The following is a 15,772-nucleotide window of genomic DNA, read 5'->3' on the forward strand; positions in this document are numbered from 1 at the left end:
TTCGCGGTCATGGCCGTGATGCCGTGCGCGTTGGTTCGGGGGGATGCCCGGATGCCGGGCATCCCGTGGCTATCACTCGTCGGCTACCAGCGTGCCGATGGCTTCGCCCTGCATGATGCGCATGAGATTGCCCGGCACCGTCATGTCGTAAATGCGCATCGGCATGTGGTGGTCGCGGCACAGTGCGATGGCGGCGGTGTCCATCACGGCGAGCTTGCGTTCGATGACCTGGTCGTAAGTGAGCTTGTCGTAGCGCGTGGCATCGGCGTGGCGTGCCGGATCGGCGGTGTAAACACCATCGACCTTGGTCGCTTTCAGGAGCAGGTCCGCGCCGATCTCCACGGCACGCAATGCGGCAGCCGAGTCAGTAGTGAAGAAGGGGTTGCCGGTGCCGGCAGCGAACAGGGCGATGCGACCCTTTTCAATGTGGCGGATGGCGCGGCGGCGGATGAAGTCTTCGGCGACGTCGTGGATCTGGATGGCGCTCATGACGCGTGCGTAACCGCCGCGACGCTCGATGGCATCCTGCATCGCCAGTGCGTTCATGACGGTGGCGAGCATGCCCATGTGATCGCCGGTGACGCGATCCATGCCTGCGGCCGCAAGGCCGGCGCCGCGGAAGATGTTGCCGCCGCCGATGACGAGGCCGATCTCGATGCCGGCCTTCTGGATCTCGATGATTTCGTCGGCCAGTCGGCCGATGACCTTGGGGTCGATGCCGTAGTCGGCTTCGCCCATCAGTGCTTCGCCGGAGAGTTTGAGCAGGATACGACGGTACTTATGCGGGTTGCTCATGGGGTCTCCGGATTGTGTGTGGCAAAACGTGCGCATTGTAGCGTTACGTGACGCGCCAGTTAAGCTTCAATGCGGCGTTGCCCGGCAGGGAAGAGGGTGGTCCATTCATGGAGGGGGTATGGGCTGGCGCGGAGCGGTGTTCGGATCGGAGCGGCCGACAGTCGGGCGCGTCACGGCGATAGCTTTCGCGGCCTTTATGCTGGCCTGGTTGGCGTACGGGTTGTGGGTGGATTTCCAGCCCGAGCCGTGGGTCCGCAGCCTGGGTCTTTACCCAAGCGTGGTGCTCGGCGTGGCGACCGCGACCTGGCTCGTCTGGGTTAATCTGAGTGGTCGCAACGAACAGTTCAGCGGCGATCGGGTGGCGCTGATGGTGTACGCGCCGCTGGCGGCCCTCATGGGTACAGGCCTTTACTGGTATGTCCTGACCAGCGGCATGACTGCTGCCGCAACGCGTGTCTTTGGCCGGCCAGCGTCAACGATCGTCCAGTTCGTCACTGAGACCAACGTCAATGGTTGTCGCTATCGAGCTTATGGTCATGTCGACCGGGACTACACGTATTTTCACCTGTGTATTCCCGAGGCCTATTATCTCGCCCACCCGAACCGCAAGGTCGAGATGGAACTGACGGGTTATCGCAGTGCGTTCGGGTTCTACGTTACGGGCTTCGAGCATCGCCGCGACCTCGGTCGCCGGGGCTATTGAGGCAAAAAAAAGAAGCCGCGGTTTCCCGCGGCTTCCCTGGTATTTCAGTGATCGGAATCGATCAGACCTGCATCGCCTTGGCGACTTCAGCCAGATAGTCTTCCTGCACCTTCTCGATGCCTTCGCCCACGGCCAGACGGACCACGGAGACCACGTCGGCGCCTTCCTTCTTCAGGGCGTCGCCAACGGTCACGTTGGTGTCGAGCACGTACGGCTGGCCGACCAGGGTCACTTCCGAGACGATCTTGTTGATCTTGCCGGAGATGATCTTTTCCAGGATATCGGCAGGCTTGTTCTTTTCCTTGTCCGACATGGCGGCCAGGGCGATGTCCTTTTCCTTCTGCACGAAGTCAGCCGGAACATCTTCAGCCTTCACGTACGGAGGGTTCATCGCGGCAACGTGCATGGCGATGCCCTTGGCCAGCTCTTCCGAGCCGCCCTTGAGCGCCACGATCACGCCGATCTTGCCACCGTGCGAATAGGTGGCCAGCGGGCCATCATTCGACATCTGGGCAACGCGACGGACGTCGATCTTCTCGCCGATGGTGGCGGTCTGGGCCTTGGCGGCCGCTTCGACGTTGTCGGCGCCCGGGAAGGCAGCCGCCTTGGCGGCGTCGATGTCGGCTGCGCCGGACTTCAGCACGGCTTCGGCAATCTCGTTGGTGAACTGCACGAAGTTCGGCGCCTTGGCGACGAAGTCGGTTTCGCTGTTCACTTCGACCAGCACGGCGTTGCCGCCGGCCTGCGCGGTGGCGATGCGGCCTTCGGCTGCAACGCGGTCGGCCTTCTTGTCGGCCTTGGCCAGGCCGGTCTTGCGCAGGTACTCGATGGCGGCTTCGATGTCGCCGTTGTTCTCAACGAGCGCCTTCTTGCAATCCATCATGCCGGCGCCCGAACGCTCGCGCAGTTCGCTAACCAGTTTTGCGGTAATGGCAGTCATCAGGGTTCCTCGAAATCTTTGAAACGCCCCGGTCCGAAGACCGGGGCAGGGAAGGCTTACTCGCCGTCCGATTCGTCGTTGCCACGGCGGCCACGGCCACCGTCACGGCGCGGGGCGCCGGCACCCTTCTTGGCCGGACCGCGGTTGTCGCGGCGCGGCGGAGCGGCCTTGCGCTCTTCCTTGGCGACCGGGTTGCCTTCTTCGTCGAGTTCGACGAATTCGTTGGCATCGCCCTGGGCAGCAGCCGGAGCGGCAGCCTTGCCTTCAAGGATCGAGTCGGCAGCGGCACGGGCGTACAGCTGGATGGCGCGGATGGCGTCGTCGTTGCCCGGGATGGCGTAATCGACCAGTTCCGGGTTGTAGTTGGTATCGACCACGGCGATCACCGGGATGCCAAGCTTCTTGGCTTCCTGGACGGCGATGTCTTCGTGACCGATGTCAACGATGAACAGGGCGTCGGGCAGACGGTTCATGTCCTTGATGCCGCCCAGCGAGTTCTCGAGCTTCTCGCGCTCGCGGCGGCGGGCCAGGACTTCGTGCTTGACCAGGCGGTCGAAGCTGCCGTCGGTTTCAGCGGCTTCCAGTTCCTTCAGGCGAGCCACGGACTGCTTGACGGTGCGGAAGTTGGTGAGCATGCCACCGAGCCAACGGGCGGTGACGAACGGCATGCCGGCGCGGGTGGCTTCTTCTGCCAGGGCTTCGCGAGCCGAGCGCTTGGTGCCGACGAACAGCACGGTGCCACGCTTCTGGGCGACAGCCGACAGGAAGTTCATCGCGTCGGTGAAAAGCGGAAGGGTCTTTTCCAGATTGATGATGTGGATCTTGCCGCGGGCGCCAAAGATGTACGGGGCCATCTTCGGGTTCCAGTAGCGGGTCTGGTGACCGAAATGCACGCCAGCTTCGAGCATCTGGCGCATGGTGACTTGAGCCATGGTGTAACTCCTTGCGTGGGCCTTTTTTTGTGGCCCGGGGGTTGGGACCTCCACGTATCCCCGGCTTCGACCGCTCGTGGCCCGGCCTCGTTTCGAGGAAGGACCGCCAGCAGCACCCCGAAGACGGTGCCGACACGTGTGTGGCGATTAATGTGTCCAATCAAGGACTTGGGCGATCGTATCGCAGCGCGGTTACAATCGTTTTTCGCTTTGCGGTGGTGGTGGGGCGCTTGATCCAAAGCCCTGTCCAGCCTGCAAAACTCCGAAATTATAGCCGGGCACCCGGCTGAGCGGCAAGCAGCCGGCGAGCTCATCCATTGAGCTTCGGCGTCTGCGACGCCATTTGAGTGGAACTATGGCCGTTACCCTGAAATCCCCCGCAGATATCGAAGGCATGCGCGTGGCCGGCAAGCTGGCCGCCGAAGTGCTGGCCATGCTCAAGGAGCATGTGAAGCCCGGCGTCACTACCGAAGACCTCGACCGCCTCGCCTACGAGCATATCGTCAACGTCCAGAAGGCCACGCCCGCCAACGTGGGCTACAACGGCTTTCCCAAGACGCTGTGCACGTCGGTCAACCACGTGATTTGCCACGGCATCCCCAGTCCCGCCAAGGTTCTCAAGGACGGCGACATCATCAATCTCGACGTCACCGTCATCAAGGATGGCTGGCACGGCGACACCAGTCGCATGTACTTCGTGGGCACGCCGTCGGTCCTGGCCAGGCGCCTGGTCGATACCACCCACGAAGCCATGATGCTGGGCATCCAGTCGGTGCGCCCGGGTGCCACCCTGGGTGATGTGGGGCATGCGATCCAGAAGCACGCCGAAGCGGCGGGCTTCACGGTGGTGCGCGAGTACTGCGGTCACGGCATCGGCAAGGTCTACCATGACGAGCCGCAGGTGCTGCACTACGGCAAGCCCGGTGCCGGCCTGGAGCTGAAAGAGGGCATGACCTTCACGGTCGAGCCCATGATCAACGCCGGCAAGCCGCAGACCCGCCAGCTGCCCGATGGCTGGACCGTGGTCACGAAGGATCATTCGCTTTCGGCCCAGTGGGAGCACACGATTGCGGTGACGAAGGACGGCTTCGAGATCCTCACGCCATGGCCTGACGCGTAAGGCCGCTCGCTGGCGCTCGCTGTGAATTCGCCCGCTGTGCGGGCTGTGAGGCCGCCCGCTGCGCGGGCTGTGAACGGTAAACAGGTAAGAGCGGGCGCTTCGGCTGGTGCGACGCTTCGCAGGTAGCGTGCTGTTCTCCGTTAACCGTTAACCGTTTACAGCCCGCGCAGCGGGCGAATTCACCCTGCCAGCGCGCCCGCCACTCCACCATGGCACACTGAATCTCCTCTCCGCGCGCCGGTCCCATGACCCAACCCACCGTCCTTCCTCCCTTGCCCCGGCTACCCAATGCGGTGCCGCGCTCGGGCGTGTCGACGGAGGCGCGCAGGGCATTGCGCCAGCTGCTCGACGATATGGACCGGGCGCTTGCCACGGCGTTCCGTGACGGCGCCGATGCCAGCGCGCTGGCGCGTCGACGTGGCGATTCGGTAGGGCGGGTCGTTGTCCATGTGTGGACGGCGTGCCTGGGCGATGTCACGGGCGCTGCCCTCTTTGCCATTGGCGGATTCGGGCGTGGCCTGCTCTTTCCCCGTTCGGACGTCGATCTGCTGGCCCTCGTGCAGCACAGCGATGCCGCGCGCATGCGTGCGCTCGAGCAGTTCTTCGCGACGCTCTGGGATATCGGCCTGAAGGTGGGTCACGCGGTGCGTGACGTCGAGCAGTGCAGGGCGCTGGCTGCGCAGGATGCCAGCGTGTTCACCAGTCTGCTCGACGCGCGCCGCCTGGCGGGCGACGCGGCGATGGAAGACGCCCTTGCCTCGATCGTCGACGATCCCGCGTTATGGCCGCCTGCGCCTTATCTCGCCGCGCGCCTGGCCGAACGCGATGCGCGACACGCGCGCTATAACGACACCGCCTACAACCTCGAGCCCAATGTGAAGGATGGACCGGGCGGCCTGCGCACGCTCGATTCGTTGCGCTGGCTCGGTCACCGCCTGGCACACGCCGACGATTTCGACGACATGGAGCACGAGGGCCTGCTTGATCCGGCTGAGCGGTCCACGCTGGAGGAGGCTGAGGCCACGTTGCGGCGATATCGCTACGCCCTGCACCTGGAGGCCGGGCGTGCGGAAGAGCGCTTGCTGTTCGACTACCAGCGTGCCCTGGCTGCCCGCCTCGGTTTCGAGGATGAGCACGAGAAGAACCTGGGTGTCGAGCAGTTCATGCAGGGCTATTACCGTGCTGCCAGCCAGGTTGAGCGGCTGGGTGTGCAGATTGCAGAGCGCTTCGAGGAGATGCTTGAGCCGCCGAGCGAGCCCCGGCCCGTCGGCGAAGACTTCCTGCGCTATGGCAGCCGCCTTGCCGTGCGCGACCCCGATCTTTTCATGCGTCGTCCGTCGGCGCTGGTTGACGTGTTTATCTTGCGCCTGGGCGAACCGGGCATCGTAGGCTTCACCGCCGACACGATGCGTCGCATCCACCAGGCCACGGCGCATTACGGAACCACCTTGGGCGACACGCCCGAAGTGCTGCAGGCGTTTCTGCAGCTGCTTCGCCTGGGCGCGCCGGCCGTGGAAGCGTTATGGCGCATGAACCGCCATGGCCTGCTTGCTTCCGTGCTGCCAGCGTTCGGCAAGGTCTTTGGGCGCATGCAATACGACTTGTTTCATGCGTACACCGTGGATGAACACACCTTGCGTGTGCTGCGCAATGTCGCGCGTTTTGCCGATCCGGCGGCACGGCAGGAATTTCCCATGGCCTGCGGTATCTGGCCCACGCTGGAAAAGCCCGAACTGATGTTGCTGGCGGCACTTTTCCACGACATCGCCAAGGGGCGCGGTGGCGACCACTCCGTGCTGGGCGAAGAGGATGCACGCGCCTTCTGCGCGCGCCTCGGCTTGCCAGGTAGTGACGTGGACCTGGTCGCCTGGCTCGTGCGCTGGCACTTGTTGATGAGCGTGACGGCGCAGCGCCAGGACATCACCGACCCGGATGTCGTTCAGCGATTTGCCGAAAGCGTCGGCAATCGCGAGCGCCTCGATCACCTGTACATGCTCACCATCGCCGACATCATCGGCACCAGTCCGAAACTGTGGAACGGATGGAAGGATCGCCTGCTGGCCGATCTGTATACAGCGACGCGCTATGCGCTCGCCAGCGATGACGAGTTGCCGCGCGACGCCAGCGTGCGCATCCAGGAATGTCGCGACGAAGCGATGGCCAGGCTGCGCGAGGAAGGCTTCAGCGAACCCGTCGTCACGCATGTATGGAACGATTTTCCGGAGCAGAGCTTCCTGCGGCATCATCCCGAACAAATGGCGTGGCAGACCGCGGCTATCCTGCGCGCCCAGGGCGCCACGCCATTGATCGAAGTGCATCCGTTGTCGGTGCGGGGCACGACGGAACTTTTTGTCTACACCCCCGACCGCGATGGCCTGTTTGCGGCCGTGACGGCCATGCTCGATCGCCTGCATTTCTCGGTCATGGAAGCGCGCATCTTCAATACGCGAAACGGCATGGCCCTGGACACGTTCCTGTTGCTTGATACCGAAAGTCAGCAGCCCGCGACGCCTGAGCGTGCCGAAGAACTCAAGCTGCGCCTGCATCGCGCGCTGTCCCAGCCAGGACACACGCACCAGCCGTCGCGACGGAACATGTCGCGGCATCTGAAGCATTTCCAGGCCGTGCCGAAGATCGCCTTCGCGACGTCCGCCGATCGCACCAGGCTTTCGCTGGTTTGCAGTGACCGGCCGGGGCTGCTGGCCGCCGTCTCGCAGGCGATGGTCGAGGCCGAGGTGCGCGTGCATGACGCACGCATCGCCACCTTCGGGGAACGCGTCGAAGACTTTTTCCTGATCTCCGATCGGCGCAATGCCCCCCTGGGGCTGGCCCAGCAGGATCGCCTGCTGCATGCCCTGCTGGATCGGCTCGGTAGCGGAAAACGCGCCCAGGCTTGATCCCGGTGTGTCTGCGATCCGCAGCAGGTCGCTTTTCAACCCCCAATCACGCTCAATCCCAGTAGCATTCACCCTGTTCAATGACTCCGCTCGGACCGACATGCAAAGCCTCGAAACCCTGATCAACGACGCCTTCGACCGCCGCAACGACCTGACCCAGGCCGAAATCGACACGCACCTGCGCCCCGCCATCGGTCAGGTCATCGAACTGCTGGAGACGGGTGAGCGCCGCGTCGCCGAATCGGACGGCCAGGGTGGCTGGACTGTCAACCAGTGGCTGAAAAAAGCGGTCCTGCTGTACTTCCGCATCAACGGCAACCGCGTCGTCGATGGCGGTCCGGCCATGGCGTTCGACAAAGTGCCGCTGCGCTTTGCGCCGGGTAACGATGCCGAATTGCAGGGCCTGGGCGCGCGCGTGGTACCCGGTGCGCTGGTGCGCCGTGGTGCACACATCGCCAAGGATGCCGTGCTGATGCCGAGTTACGTCAATATCGGCGCCTTCGTCGGTGCAGGCACCATGGTCGATACCTGGGCCACGGTTGGCTCCTGCGCGCAGATCGGTGCGGGCGTCCATCTGTCGGGCGGTGTCGGCATTGGCGGCGTCCTGGAGCCGCTGCAGGCCAATCCCACCATCATCGAAGACAACTGCTTCATCGGCGCGCGCTCGGAAGTGGTCGAAGGGGTGGTGGTGGAGAAGGGCAGCGTGATTGGCATGGGCGTGTTCCTGGGCCAGTCCACGCGCATCTACAACCGCGCGACAGGCGAAGTGAGCTACGGCCGCGTGCCGGCCGGTAGTGTCGTGGTCGCCGGCAGCCTGCCGTCGAAGGATGGTTCGCACAGCCTCTATGCCGCGATCATCGTCAAGCAGGTCGATGAAAAGACGCGCAGCAAGACCGGCATCAACGAGCTGCTGCGCAGCGCTGACTGAGCGAGCCGCATGAGCGATCAAGCTACGCTGTACGGATTGTCCAACTGCGATACCTGCAAAAAAGCGCGCAACTGGATGGCGCGCTTCGAGGTGCCGCATACGTTCATCGACTATCGTGCCAACCCGGTGCCGGCCGACACGCTCAAAGCCTGGGCGAAGCAGCTCGGCGGGTGGGAGAAGCTGGTCAACAAATCCAGCACCACCTGGCGCAATTTGTTGCCGCAGCGCAAGGATCCGGGCAGCGATCCGGAGTGGACGCTGCTGCTGAAGGAGTATCCGGCGCTGGTGCGTCGTCCGGTGTTGGTCACGCCCGATGGCGAGATCAGTGTTGGCTTCACCGACAATGGCTTCAAGAAGCGCTTCGGTCGCTGACCATGCCGCTTCGAATCGCGAAGATCCTGGTGGTTGCCATGCTCGCCCTGCAAGCGAGCCTGGTGGCCTTCGGCAATCTCACCGATTACGGCACCAACTTCGCGTTTGTCCAGCACGTGATGCAGATGGACACGATTTTCCCGACGTCCGCCATCCACTATCGCGCTGTCACCTCGCCCGTGCTGCATCACACGGCGTACGCGCTGATTATTGCGATGGAGTGCCTCGTCGCATTGCTATGCGCGCTGGGCGCGTGGCGCATGTGGCAACGGCATCGGGATCCGTCTGCATTGTTCGAGCGTGCAAAGGGACTCGCGGTGGTTGGATTGTCGCTGGGCATACTGCTTTGGCTGGGCGGCTTTATCGCTGTCGGTGGCGAGTGGTTCGGCATGTGGATGTCGCCGCAGTGGAACGGCATTGAAACGGCTTTCCGTCTCGTGGCGATGCTTCTGCTGGCTTTGATCTTCCTCGGGCAGCGTGACGCCGAACTGGACTAAAGGGCGATGCATGAAGCAGCGACGCAAAGTGCGGCGATACCTGGCCAACCTGCGCATCGAGCGCGACAACGCGGCGCTGTACAGCCGCCTGGCGGAACTGGCTGACGACCATCGGCTGGAGCGCGCTTACGAGCGTATTGCGCGCGCCGAACAACACAATGCCGAGTTCTGGGAAAGCCAGCTGACGCTGCTTGGGGTGACGATTCCGCCGCCTCGCGAGCGGCTACGCGTACGCGTACTGGTCTGGCTGGCGGCGCGCTTCGGTACCGAATTCGTCATGCCCTCGGTGGTTCGCCTTGAGCACGCGGATCACGTTGAGCCTTCGGTAGACCGTAAAGAGCTGCGCAACCATTTCGGCGCGCCGCCCATTCACCGCGAGGGTCGGCACGGATCGGGCAGTGGCAATACCCTGCGCGCCGCGGTGCTGGGCGCAAACGACGGCCTGGTGTCCAACGTCAGCCTCGTAATGGGCATGGCCGGCGCCGCGACCAACGATCATGCCGTGCTGCTGGCGGGCTTCGCCGGCCTGGTGGCCGGTGCGGGTTCGATGGCGCTGGGTGAATGGCTGTCGGTCAACAGTTCGCGTGAGTTCTACCAGGCGCAGATCACCGCACGTGCCGAGCGGCTGGCCGTGGCGCCGGAAGACGGTGCGCGCAGCATTGAAACCGTCTATCGCGAAAAGGGTGTCGATGCCGAGTCGGCAAGATTGCTGGCGCAGCAACTCAGCACGACGCCGCGAGCGGCCCTCGACACGTTGGTGCGCGAAGACCTCGGCGTGGATCCTGCCGATCTCGGAGGCTCCGCCTATGGCGCGGCCATTTCGTCGTTCTGCATGTTTGCGCTCGGCGCGACGTTCCCGGTCGTGCCCTATCTGTTCCTCAGTGGGCGGGAAGCCATGCTCGGCAGCATCGGCGCGACCGTATGCGGGCTGGCGCTGATCGGCATCAGCACCTCCCTGTTTACCGGGCGAAGCATCGTTTTCTCCATCATGCGGCAGTTGGTGATTACCGCGGCTGCGGCCTCGATTACCTATCTGGTCGGGCATGCGCTGGGTGGCGTGATGGCTGGCTAATTCGCTTGCTATGCTTTGACCTGAGTCATTCCAGGGTTTCCCCATGTCCGCCGTTCTCGACCTCACCCTCGACCTGATCCGTCGCCGCTCGGTTACCCCGGACGATGCCGGCTGCCAGGCCATGCTTGGGGAGCGCCTTGGGCGAGTGGGGTTCAAGGTTGAGCACTTGCGCTTTGGCGAGGTCGACAATCTCTGGGCGACGCACGGCGACGGTGGCCCGCTGCTGGTGTTCCTGGGGCATACCGACGTGGTACCGACAGGGCCGGAGGCGGATTGGCGGAGCCCGCCGTTCGAGCCGGAAATTCGCGATGGCCTGCTTTATGGACGTGGCGCCGCGGACATGAAGGGCTCGGTCGCCGCCATGGCGGTGGCGCTGGAGCAGTTTGTCCTTGCCCATCCGGGGCACAAGGGGCGCGTCGGGTTCCTGATGACCAGCGACGAGGAAGGGCCGACCAACCTTGATGGCGTGCGTCGCGTGGCGGCGCATTTTCGGGAGACCTGCGAGCGCATCGACTGGTGCGTGGTCGGTGAGCCTTCGTCGAAGTCGCGCCTGGGCGATCTGATTCGCGTGGGGCGTCGCGGTTCGCTGTCGGGGACGCTGGATGTCCATGGGGTGCAGGGACATGTCGCGTATCCGGAGAAGGCGAAGAATCCGATTCATGCGCTTGCGCCCGCACTTGCCGAGTTGACGGCGGAGCGTTGGGACGAAGGCAATGCGGATTTCCCGCCAACGTCGTTCCAGGTGTCGAATATCCACGCGGGAACCGGGGCGACCAATGTCATTCCCGGCGCCTTGCAGGCCCTGATCAATTTCCGCTTCAGCACCGCGAGCCGCGCCGACGATCTGCGCGCACGGGTGCATGCCGTGCTTGACAGGCACGGTGTTGACTACGATCTCGCGTGGAATCTCTCGGGCGAGCCGTTCCTCAGCCTGTCGGGCGGCGTGCTGCGCAGCACGGTGGTGCAGGTGTGTCGCGATCTGTGCGGCGTCGAGCCCGAGCAAAGCACGGGCGGCGGTACGTCGGACGGTCGCTTCATCGCGCCGCTGGGTGCGGAAGTCGTGGAGCTCGGGCCGGTCAACGCGACGATCCACAAGGTCGACGAGTGCGTGGCCGTCGCCGACCTGGAAAAGCTGCCCGCGCTTTACTACGCGATCTGCGAGCGATTGCTCGCCTGATGGCCGGCGCCCGTCAGTGGCGCGCCGGTTCCAGCGTCATCACGTGTTGATCCGGACCGGGGAGCAGCGGGGTTGGGCGACCATTGACCCAGTCTTCGTGGCCCGCGCCGTAATAAGGCGATAGCGGATTGTCACTCTGGCCGCCGGGCATGTGCAGGATGCTCTGTGCTTCATGGCCGGGCATCACGTCCATGCGTTCGGAGGCACCGAAACCCGGTTTGTCGACGCGCGGCATGTCCTGGTCACCCGGGATCGGTTCGTCAGGCATGTCGAGCACCCGCGCGAGCAGGCCGGGCAGGGCGCCTGAAAGTGGGTGGCGAATGCCCGTTGTATTCACCTCGCCCCAGGTCCGCGCGGCGAGGCCGCCGGGTTCCTTGCCCAGCTCCTGCGCGACCTGGCGCGCGGCATCGACCAGCAGGGCGTTCCAGTCGGCATAGCGGGCGTCCAGCAGATGCATCGGTCGATCGCGCACCAACGTCCACACGGCAGACTCGGAGCTGTTCATGGCCGGCCACTGGAAGTCTTTGTGCGTCACGCGCACCTGTGCAACGAACGGCGCTAATACGGCGGCAGTGACCTTCTTGCGGAAGGCGCGGACGAGGCGGTAGTCAACGCTGTCGATGGCCGCGCGGTTGCGCCAGGCATCGGTGAGTTGTCGCAGTTCGACCAGCGCCGGATCGCGCGTGCCGGCCAGCGTGTCCTGCAGCAGGCGCTGCCAGCGACCCAGGAAAAGGGCGCGATTGTCGAGCTGGATATCAAGGAGGTTTCCTGGCCCGAAACTATTGCGCGTGCGCAGGCCATCGCGGATCTGTTGCGCGCGTGCACCCAGATCGAATCCGCCGTTGCCAAGAAGCGCGAGCTCAGCCCCATCGACCGTGCGGTTGTTTGCGGTCCACAGTCGACCGTCGCCCGGATTTTCGATGCGCGGGTACTGATCGGGTGTCGCCCAGCCGATCCAGCCTTGGCCAGCTTGGGACCAGTCCGCGGGCAACTGCGGATCGAAACCGGAGCGCAAGGGGATGCTGTTGCCGGTGACGGTCCAGCCAATGTGGCCGGCGATGTCGGCGGCGAGCAGGTTCTGCGGCGGCATGCCCATCTGCGGCGCAAGATCGAGAGCACCGGAGACGTCGCGTGCGTGCTCAAGCTTCATCACGCCAAGGTTGTATGCACGGGGCGAATCAGCGATCCAGGACAGGGCCAGCGGCGTGCCGTCGACATCGGCGCCCATGATCGGACCCCAGCGGGTGGTTTCCACTTTCAGCACGCGCGCCGGCCGGTCTTTGATGGCGATGACTTCGTCGTGGCTTTCCATCGTTGCCCAGCCTTCGGGCACCTTGTACTTGCCGGGATCGTTCGGGTCGCGCAGCACGCGCACCCAGTCCAGCCAGTCGCCGTAGCTGTTGGTGAATCCCCAGGCCACCTGGCCATTGGAGCCGACCACCAGCGCCGGCGTGCCGGGCAGCGTAACGCCGTTGGCGTCGCGCTGGTTGTTCGGCGCAGTGGGGTCTTCATAGCGCAGGCGCGTGCGGAACCAGATGTTCGGCACGCGCAGGCTCAGGTGCATGTCGTTGGCGAGGATGGCCGCGCCTGATTCGGTCAGGTTGCCGGCGACGGCGAAGTTGTTGCTGCCCGGGCGCGCTTCTTCGAGGGCCGGGAGGATGGCGAGTGCCAGTGCACTGGCGCTTTCCGGTTCACTCGGGGCGCTCGGATGTTCGCGCAGGTCGAGTACGTCCTGCGAAGGCGTGACCGACGGTCGCGAGAGATCGCCCTTCAGGGGGGCCTCCCAGTCGGGGTCCGGGGATAGCAGGAAGTCAGCCACCTGGCGCGGCAGGACGGAGCGCAGCTGGCTGATGGCCAGTTCGCGCTGGTTCTGGCCGTCGCCGTTGAGATCCAGATACATCGCAGCGATCACGAGGAAGGTGTCTTCCGGTTTCCACGGGCGTGGCTGCGTATGGAGCAGGAAGTATTCCCAGGGTTTGGCGTGCAGATCCGCCAGCCCCTGGTTGACGCCCTCGGCATAGCGTTCAAGCAAGCGCTTGTCTTCCACCGAGAGCTGCGCAAAGGCGGCTTCCGCGGTTGCGCGCATGCGGTGGCGGCGATGGTTGATGTCGACATCCAGCGCCTTGGGACCCACCAGCTCCGACAGTTCGCCCGCTGGCAGACGGCGCATCAGGTCCATGCCGAAGAAACGTTCCTGCGCATGGACATAGCCCAACGCATAGCTGAGATCGTCGCGGTTCTTGCCCTGGAGGGTGACGGTGCCGAGCGCATCGCGCGACACGCTGACGCTGTCGCTCAGACCCTTGGCCGTGACCGTGCCATCAAGCTTTGCGCGACTACCGGCGACCAGGTACCAGACCGCCCCGAAGGCGACGAGCAGAAGGATCAACACGGTTGACAACAGATAGCGCAGCCAGCGTATGCGACGGGGCGTGGTCATCAACCGTAGGCCTCTGGCGTAGGAAAGGCCCCAGTGTAGCGGAGGCGGCAGTCACGTCGCCGTTACGGCCGTCGCCAAAGTGGCGGTCAGGGGCGGCTTTGGGTGAAAACCGCGAACATGCCGGCGTAGGGTTTGACCATGAAGGTCGGGGCGCCGGCATACCCCTGGCCGTCGACGTAGAACTGCGAAATCGTACCGTCCAGGTACAGCGCATCCTGGCAGTGCAGTTCGTCGCGGAACAGGCGTGCAAAGGTATGGAAATTGACCGGAGCCTCACTGACGGCGAAGACCACTTTGTGTGGCGTCACGGCACACACGCCGCTGCGCCATTTCAGGCTGGCGGAGTCATCGACGAAGGAGTCATTGAGCTTGCCGTCGATCACCAGCATGGGGCCCGACTGCGTGGCCCATTGGGCTGGCCTGGCATCAGCCTTGTAGTCGGTGCTGGTGCGCACGGCGGCGTGCCCGTCCGCGTAAACCGCGAAGACGCCGTTGGGCTGGATGGAGAAGTTGCCGGCGGCAGGGTTGCCGCGGAACAGGTTCAGCGGCACCAGGGTCTTGCCTTCCTCAACGTACAGGCCAAGTGGCGCGAACTGGCGATCATAGATGCCTGCATTGGCAGCAAACAGCAGCCGGCGATCGTGGGACAGGCCCCATTGGCGGAGCGTTTCGATGTCGTTGTAGGGCTGGCCGTCTTCGGGATCCTTCCAATGCAGCGACAGCGGCTCGCGCTTGAGGTCCACGCTTACCACGCGGAAGGTCTGGCCTTCGAACACGCGCTCGTCGCTGTCCACGGCCTGCGCCTGGCGCGAACACCCGGCCAGGGTGGTCAGCAAGGCGAGCAGAAGGGGCCAGCAGAGAGACAGTCCGCGCGAAAGCGGGCGAGGGAGCGCAGGAGCAGGCATCGCTAGATGGTCGCCGGGCTCAGGGCCGGGTGCAAGCCTGTCTGACGTGACGGTTCAGGGAGGGGCGATGCTCGGCTTTGGTATCCTTGCCGACCATGCCCTATACCCCCATTACCGCCACCCTCGGTTACGTGCTGTCGCCCGATCGCCAGCGCGTACTCATGATCCATCGCAACTCGCGTCCCGATGATCTGCACCTGGGCAAGTACAACGGCCTGGGCGGCAAGATGGAGCCCGGCGAGGACATTGCCAGCTGCATGCAACGCGAAATCCTCGAGGAAGCCGGCATCACCTGCGAGTCGATGCAGCTGCGCGGTACGCTCAACTGGCCCGGTTTCGGCAAGCATGGCGAGGACTGGCTGGGTTTCATCTTCATCATCGATCGCTACAGCGGCACGCCGATGGAGTCCAACCACGAAGGCACGCTGGAATGGGTGGATGTCTCGCGTCTGATGGAGCTACCCATGTGGGAGGGTGATCGCCATTTCCTTCCGCTCGTGTTCGACGGCGATCCGCGCCCGTTCCACGGCGTGATGCCGTACAAGGATGGGCGCATGCAGTCGTGGTCGTTTACCCGCCTGTGACCGATCGCACGATCCATATCGTCGCTGCGATGATCCGTGACGAGCGCGGGCATGTGCTGCTCGTGCGCAAGCGTGGTGCGCAGGTTTACCAGCAGCCCGGGGGCAAGCGGGATCCGGGCGATCGCGATGATCTGCACACGCTCCGGCGGGAGCTGCACGAGGAACTGGGTTGCACGATGGATGAATCCAGCGCGATCTGCCTGGGAACGTTCAGCGCACCCGCAGCCAATGAGCCGGGATGGACGGTGTCGGCACACGTCTACGAAGTGCGTGCCGAAGGCCCCTTCGTCGTGCAAGCGGAAATCGAGAGCCTGGTCTGGGTCGATCCGGCGGCTCCGGGCGATACGCCGATCGCCCGGTTGAGTCGCGAACAGTTACTGCCGCTCATGCACTAACCCTCCTGGCGGGAG

At 64.4% G+C, this 15,772-nt stretch carries 15 protein-coding genes; 10 read left to right on the forward strand and 5 right to left on the reverse strand.

What is annotated here, in order from left to right; all coding sequences use genetic code 11:
* Window positions 1–72: 72 nt before the first annotated feature.
* Entirely contained in the window at window positions 73–795 is a 723-nt protein-coding gene (pyrH, locus tag EYV96_RS00435) for a UMP kinase (RefSeq protein WP_131149569.1), read from the reverse strand.
* A gap of 118 nt (window positions 796–913) precedes the next feature.
* Here pyrH and EYV96_RS00440 point away from each other — a divergent pair, with 118 nt between their 5' ends.
* Window positions 914–1,498: a hypothetical protein gene (locus EYV96_RS00440; protein ID WP_131149570.1), complete on the forward strand. Its 585-nt coding sequence runs from the start codon at window positions 914–916 to the stop codon at window positions 1,496–1,498.
* 61 nt (window positions 1,499–1,559) lie between these two features.
* Here EYV96_RS00440 and tsf read toward each other — a convergent pair whose 3' ends face one another.
* Both tsf and rpsB read right to left on the reverse strand, forming a co-directional pair.
* Window positions 1,560–2,438 (reverse strand): translation elongation factor Ts, encoded by an 879-nt coding sequence (tsf, locus tag EYV96_RS00445; RefSeq protein WP_131149571.1) that lies wholly within the window; start codon window positions 2,436–2,438, stop codon window positions 1,560–1,562.
* 56 nt (window positions 2,439–2,494) lie between these two features.
* Complete coding sequence (gene rpsB / locus EYV96_RS00450) at window positions 2,495–3,370, reverse strand: 30S ribosomal protein S2 (protein ID WP_131149572.1); 876 nt, start codon at window positions 3,368–3,370, stop codon at window positions 2,495–2,497.
* Between the two features lie 355 nt (window positions 3,371–3,725).
* Between rpsB and map the strand changes: the two genes are divergently transcribed.
* The 7 genes from map (at window position 3,726) to dapE (ending at window position 11,433) form a co-directional block, all read left to right on the forward strand.
* The gene (gene map, locus EYV96_RS00455; protein WP_131149573.1) at window positions 3,726–4,490 is read left to right on the forward strand and encodes a type I methionyl aminopeptidase; all 765 of its coding nucleotides are present in this window, start codon (window positions 3,726–3,728) and stop codon (window positions 4,488–4,490) included.
* 245 nt (window positions 4,491–4,735) lie between these two features.
* Window positions 4,736–7,387, forward strand: coding sequence for a [protein-PII] uridylyltransferase (glnD, locus tag EYV96_RS00460; RefSeq protein WP_131149574.1), 2,652 nt, complete (start codon window positions 4,736–4,738; stop codon window positions 7,385–7,387).
* Between the two features lie 100 nt (window positions 7,388–7,487).
* On the forward strand, window positions 7,488–8,315 hold the full coding sequence (dapD, locus tag EYV96_RS00465; RefSeq protein ID WP_131149575.1) for a 2,3,4,5-tetrahydropyridine-2,6-dicarboxylate N-succinyltransferase: 828 nt from the start codon (window positions 7,488–7,490) through the stop codon (window positions 8,313–8,315).
* Window positions 8,316–8,324: 9 nt separating this feature from the next.
* The gene (locus EYV96_RS00470; RefSeq protein WP_131149576.1) at window positions 8,325–8,687 is read left to right on the forward strand and encodes a Spx/MgsR family RNA polymerase-binding regulatory protein; all 363 of its coding nucleotides are present in this window, start codon (window positions 8,325–8,327) and stop codon (window positions 8,685–8,687) included.
* 2 nt (window positions 8,688–8,689) lie between these two features.
* Window positions 8,690–9,184: a DUF2165 family protein gene (locus tag EYV96_RS00475; protein WP_131149577.1), complete on the forward strand. Its 495-nt coding sequence runs from the start codon at window positions 8,690–8,692 to the stop codon at window positions 9,182–9,184.
* Window positions 9,185–9,194: 10 nt separating this feature from the next.
* Complete coding sequence (locus EYV96_RS00480) at window positions 9,195–10,256, forward strand: VIT1/CCC1 transporter family protein (protein WP_131149578.1); 1,062 nt, start codon at window positions 9,195–9,197, stop codon at window positions 10,254–10,256.
* Window positions 10,257–10,299: 43 nt separating this feature from the next.
* A complete protein-coding gene (dapE, locus tag EYV96_RS00485) occupies window positions 10,300–11,433 on the forward strand; it encodes a succinyl-diaminopimelate desuccinylase (protein ID WP_131149579.1) in 1,134 nt (377 codons plus the stop codon).
* Between the two features lie 13 nt (window positions 11,434–11,446).
* On the opposite strand, the gene EYV96_RS00490 is transcribed toward dapE, so the two are convergent.
* Window positions 11,447–13,873 (reverse strand): penicillin acylase family protein, encoded by a 2,427-nt coding sequence (locus EYV96_RS00490; protein WP_131149580.1) that lies wholly within the window; start codon window positions 13,871–13,873, stop codon window positions 11,447–11,449.
* 86 nt (window positions 13,874–13,959) lie between these two features.
* Window positions 13,960–14,778 (reverse strand): phosphodiester glycosidase family protein, encoded by an 819-nt coding sequence (locus EYV96_RS00495; protein WP_131149581.1) that lies wholly within the window; start codon window positions 14,776–14,778, stop codon window positions 13,960–13,962.
* Window positions 14,779–14,873: 95 nt separating this feature from the next.
* On the opposite strand from EYV96_RS00495, the gene EYV96_RS00500 reads away from it, so the two are divergent.
* Together EYV96_RS00500 and EYV96_RS00505 are read left to right on the forward strand one after the other, a co-directional pair.
* Window positions 14,874–15,362, forward strand: coding sequence for an NUDIX hydrolase (locus EYV96_RS00500; protein ID WP_131149582.1), 489 nt, complete (start codon window positions 14,874–14,876; stop codon window positions 15,360–15,362).
* Entirely contained in the window at window positions 15,359–15,757 is a 399-nt protein-coding gene (locus EYV96_RS00505) for an NUDIX hydrolase (RefSeq protein ID WP_165488542.1), read from the forward strand. Before EYV96_RS00500 ends, EYV96_RS00505 begins: the two co-directional genes overlap by 4 nt.
* The last annotated feature ends 15 nt before the right edge of the window (window positions 15,758–15,772 follow it).

The sequence above is a fragment of the Dyella terrae genome, from assembly GCF_004322705.1.
Lineage (GTDB): Bacteria > Pseudomonadota > Gammaproteobacteria > Xanthomonadales > Rhodanobacteraceae > Dyella_D > Dyella_D terrae.